The organism is Bartonella sp. AP57NXGY (genome assembly GCF_042195805.1).
In the GTDB taxonomy this organism is placed as follows: domain Bacteria; phylum Pseudomonadota; class Alphaproteobacteria; order Rhizobiales; family Rhizobiaceae; genus Bartonella.
The window spans coordinates 1-3,894 of the sequence record NZ_JBHIOZ010000115.1 but is presented as its reverse complement, the minus strand read 5'-3'; the positions used below and the strand labels follow the sequence as shown (position 1 = coordinate 3,894).

Sequence of the window (3,894 nt, the reverse complement as noted above, 5' to 3'; positions counted from 1 at the left end):
GCTTCATTGACAGAACCATCTTCAAAAAGAGCCGCATCAAATTTACCTGTCTTTATCCGAGAAACCACCGCATTATGTGAAACACCCATCTTCTTCGCAAACGCACGAACCGATAGACCCTCACGATGCTTCTTGGTCATTTTGCACCTATTGCTAAATATTTTTCAACATTCATCCTTTTTTTAGATTAGTATCATGCTATGATATATAAAAGAGCGAATGAAGGTGATTTGGTGATTGAATCTTTTGCGGATAAGCGTTGTAAAGATCTTTTAGAAGGTAATCCGCTTAAAGGTTTTCCAACAACTCTAGTACGTATAGCCCAAAGAAAATTGTTTATGCTCGATAAAGCAGTTGACCTCAAAGATTTGCGCAGTCCTCCAGGAAATCGTTTAGAAGCATTGAAAGAAGAGCGTAAAGGTCAATATTCTATTCGTATTAATGACCAGTTTCGTATTTGTTTTGAATGGCGTTCTAATGGCGCCTATGAAGTTGAAATCGTAGATTATCATTGATCTGTAGGAGGTCGAGATGAAAAATTATATTGCTATACATCCCGGAGAAATTTTACGGGAGGAATATTTAAAAGAATATGCTCTCTCTGCTTATGCCCTTGCAAAAGCATTAAATGTTCCACGCACGAGGATAGAACGTATTATTGCGGAAAATAGTCCAGTGACTCCAGATACAGCATTAAGATTAGCCTATTTTTTTGATACTACTGCTGAATTTTGGCTTAACATGCAAGCTGCTTATGACGTTAGTATATTACAAACTGAAAAAGCAGACGAATTTGCCAAAATCAATAAATTTGAATGTAGGGTTTAATGATCTTTCCACTCTTGAGGTTTGACGGCATAACAGATAATTGACGATCCGGTATAATCGGGTGTATATTCCGGTATGCAAACGGAAACGCTTCAAGTCACACAAGAATTATTGGTTTTCAAAAAAAACTTTAAAATAAGATGTGGCTATACAAAAGAAGATTTGGAAGCTGTGGATTCTCCATCATTGACAGATGAAGAACGTGCACGTCTAAAGCCAGCTAAAGATGTTTTACCACCCTCTTTCTTTAAATATGTAACAAAAGAACGCCGTAAACGTGGGTGAAAGTCTAAAAAAGCAAGCGGTTGCTAAATCAACCACCTCTCCACTTTAAAAAATGATGCTTTACAGTTGAAATTATACTTCAATTGTATTACATTGAAATACAATTGAGAAAGGAGAAGTCATCATGGCTGCCAGTCGTATGGTTCAAGCGCGTGTACCAGAAGAAATTCAAAATGTTGCTAGTCAAGTTATTCAAGCCTCTGGTTTATCAGTAAGTGATGTCGTGAGAGTATTGATGACACGCATTGCGCAAGATAAAGCTATTCCATCCTTTTTGTTTCAACCCAATGCGGAAACCATAGCGGCTTTTGCTGAATTGGATGAGGGCAACTTAAAAAAGTTTCATTCTGTAGATGAATTATTTGATGATCTCTATGCGGACGATTGAACGTACCACCATCTTCAAACGTGATTTCAATCGTGAAATGAAAGGACGGTATCGGCATCTTTTAGATACTGATTTGCGCCAAATCATTGCAGCATTAGCAAATGACCCGCCTTTAGAACCTCGATATCATGACCATGCATTGACTGGGAATTGGAGCAATTATCGAGATTACCATATTCGACCTGACTTAGTGTTGATTTATCGCTTGATTGGTCAAGATCGATTGATTTTAATGCGTTTGGGCTCCCATTCAAAACTTGATCTTTAAACCACCTCCCCATTTTTGAGAACGGGGAGGTATGTCATATTCCTTTAAATCTAAGCAGTTTCACGACAGATCTTGCTAAAACGCGTTTAGCTTCTTTTGTAACTTATTTGTAATGATCAAGCTCTTTTTTGATTTCATCTATTTTTAAAAGACGACCAAAGATGATACCTATGATTTTAGAATAATTTGTCAAAACATGTTGGCGAAGATAGTAAAATCATCAAAGCGTTTATCACTATCATAATTAGTAGATTGGCTTTTTAGTTTCTTTTCACATTCAATAAAATAATGGCGTGCTTGGCGTCCTTTCTCATTGCGTTCAACCATTGAGAGCTCTTTCGCCATGTCTAATATGATGTGATATTCTGTACTTGGACGACCACCTTTAGGTTTCGCTAAAATTTTAGCGAAACCTATAAAGGCCTTATTTTCTAGGAAGCTGTACTCCTCAATGCGATTTTTTATCCAATTTCTAAATTCCGATTTAACTTCCAAAAACGTATGCAATTCACGCGCATTAACAGTTTGAACGGTTTTCGGATCAATGACTTGTTCTGATATTTTTAAGAATGTTCATAATGAACTCCTATCGATTAGACGTTCCTTAATGACACTCTAAAAGAGTGCTGGGCACTAAGAAAAACGGCATCTAGTCCGTCGTTACGCCTTTCCCCGAAGGGTGTTATATAGTATAGCCACACCTGACAAAGCTATTATATGCATGTAGCATACAATGAGTTAAAGCTTTTAAATTGCGGAAGATTAGTTATTTCGGCAACTAATCCGCTAGTTGTTTTGAGGCACCTGATTCGAAAATACCTATTACTATAGAATTGTTCAGCAACAAAAATTACTTTTTGCTAAGAAAACGTTTCACATACTGTACAGTGTACATATTGAAATTGTTATCTATCAATGAGTTAAGTGTACAATGTACAGTCAAATTGAAAATTCTGTCGCTAGCGATAGTTCGCACTAGCCTGTCCCGCAACGAAGCCAACCCGCTGAGAAGTACCTTTTATATTGATTTTATTGACTTTTTTATGGAAAAACAAAGCATAAGTGATAATCTGTTTTTAAAATTGCAATCAAAGTGTGTAATGCATAAACTCATAAGGATATGTAAGATATAGATAAAGCTTGAGAACATGATCTAGCCTTTCTTATTAGCAGCGTATTCTTGACGAGAAAGTTGTCTCTGTATATTTTTGGTTAATCTTTCATTGGCATATTGTGCAATAGCACTTGTAATCTCTGGCTTTGACATCACCCTAGCAATTGAGGGTTCCTCTTGTTTTGCAATGGGGAATTGATCTCCATCCGCTCTTTGAAAAACATTACCCTTCATCTTTTTTAAATCAACACGCTTTGGAAAACTCCCATCCTTGATAAAAACATGGGCAAGATTTGTTTTTTTCCAAACAGTTGTGTAAGTCACGCCGCGTTTTGTTCTTTTGCTTTAAAAAATTTAAGAAGTATCGGTGTTCCAGAACGAATGATATCTGTCTCAAGAAACCTTGCTGTCGCCTTTTCTTTAATATAAATACCTTGCTTAACATGCTTTGATTGGGCAGATGTAACATCGGCAATTTGCTTTTCAGTAAAGCGTTCGACTGTTTTGCTGCGGTGTTTAGAGCATTACGCAAAGCCCAATTAAGGTGTGGTGCTTGAAGACTGGTGAAGGTATCCTTCACCTGTTGAAGATACCATTTTTGGTGGATGATTAACTTCAACGTCTAAGCCTTTTTAAGAGTAGGTGTTGATGGCTTGGAAGCTTTAGATGCTTTTGGTTTTTCGAGTAAGGTTTCTTCAGTCATTGGTTCAGATAATGTTTGTGCTACTTCTTGTTCTATCTGCTTAATTTGTTCAACTGTCTTTTTAGGTTTTGCTGTTGTTTTGACGTCAACAAAAGGTTTTGCAGCATTGGCGCGCTTGAGACGTGCGTAGACCTGATTAGAAACTTCAACAAATGGATTATTGGGGGTAATGGTTCAAAGCGAACAGCGCTTTTATTGTCTCCAACAACACACATTGACGTAGTGATGACAGCTTTCATTATGGCTCCTTTTGAGTCATAATTAATGACATCATTAGTCAAATATTGATTTTTATTCTGTGAAAAATT

Annotated in this window: 5 protein-coding genes and 3 pseudogenes; 5 read left to right on the top strand and 3 right to left on the bottom strand. The window is 36.9% G+C overall.

Going from position 1 to position 3,894, the window contains the following annotated elements; translation table 11 throughout:
• The first annotated feature begins 200 nt into the window (after positions 1–200).
• The 5 genes from ACFIL8_RS08125 (at position 201) to ACFIL8_RS08105 (ending at position 1,769) form a co-directional block, all read left to right on the top strand.
• Complete coding sequence (locus ACFIL8_RS08125) at positions 201–515, top strand: type II toxin-antitoxin system RelE/ParE family toxin (RefSeq protein ID WP_375628882.1); 315 nt, start codon at positions 201–203, stop codon at positions 513–515.
• 16 nt (positions 516–531) lie between these two features.
• Complete coding sequence (locus tag ACFIL8_RS08120) at positions 532–828, top strand: HigA family addiction module antitoxin (RefSeq protein WP_375628884.1); 297 nt, start codon at positions 532–534, stop codon at positions 826–828.
• Between the two features lie 75 nt (positions 829–903).
• Positions 904–1,113, top strand: a complete 210-nt coding sequence (locus ACFIL8_RS08115; protein WP_375628886.1) for a hypothetical protein — start codon at positions 904–906, stop codon at positions 1,111–1,113.
• Positions 1,114–1,237: 124 nt separating this feature from the next.
• Complete coding sequence (locus ACFIL8_RS08110; RefSeq protein WP_375628888.1) at positions 1,238–1,501, top strand: type II toxin-antitoxin system RelB/DinJ family antitoxin; 264 nt, start codon at positions 1,238–1,240, stop codon at positions 1,499–1,501.
• A complete protein-coding gene (locus ACFIL8_RS08105; protein ID WP_375628908.1) occupies positions 1,488–1,769 on the top strand; it encodes a type II toxin-antitoxin system YafQ family toxin in 282 nt (93 codons plus the stop codon). Before ACFIL8_RS08110 ends, ACFIL8_RS08105 begins: the two co-directional genes overlap by 14 nt.
• 103 nt (positions 1,770–1,872) lie before the next feature.
• On the opposite strand, the pseudogene ACFIL8_RS08100 reads toward ACFIL8_RS08105, so the two are convergent.
• The 3 pseudogenes from ACFIL8_RS08100 to ACFIL8_RS08090 form a co-directional block, all read right to left on the bottom strand.
• Positions 1,873–2,330 (bottom strand): annotated as a pseudogene (locus ACFIL8_RS08100) (antA/AntB antirepressor family protein).
• 592 nt (positions 2,331–2,922) lie between these two features.
• Positions 2,923–3,463 (bottom strand): annotated as a pseudogene (locus ACFIL8_RS08095) (hypothetical protein).
• A gap of 42 nt (positions 3,464–3,505) precedes the next feature.
• A pseudogene (locus ACFIL8_RS08090) lies at positions 3,506–3,825 on the bottom strand (hypothetical protein).
• Positions 3,826–3,894: the final 69 nt, after the last annotated feature.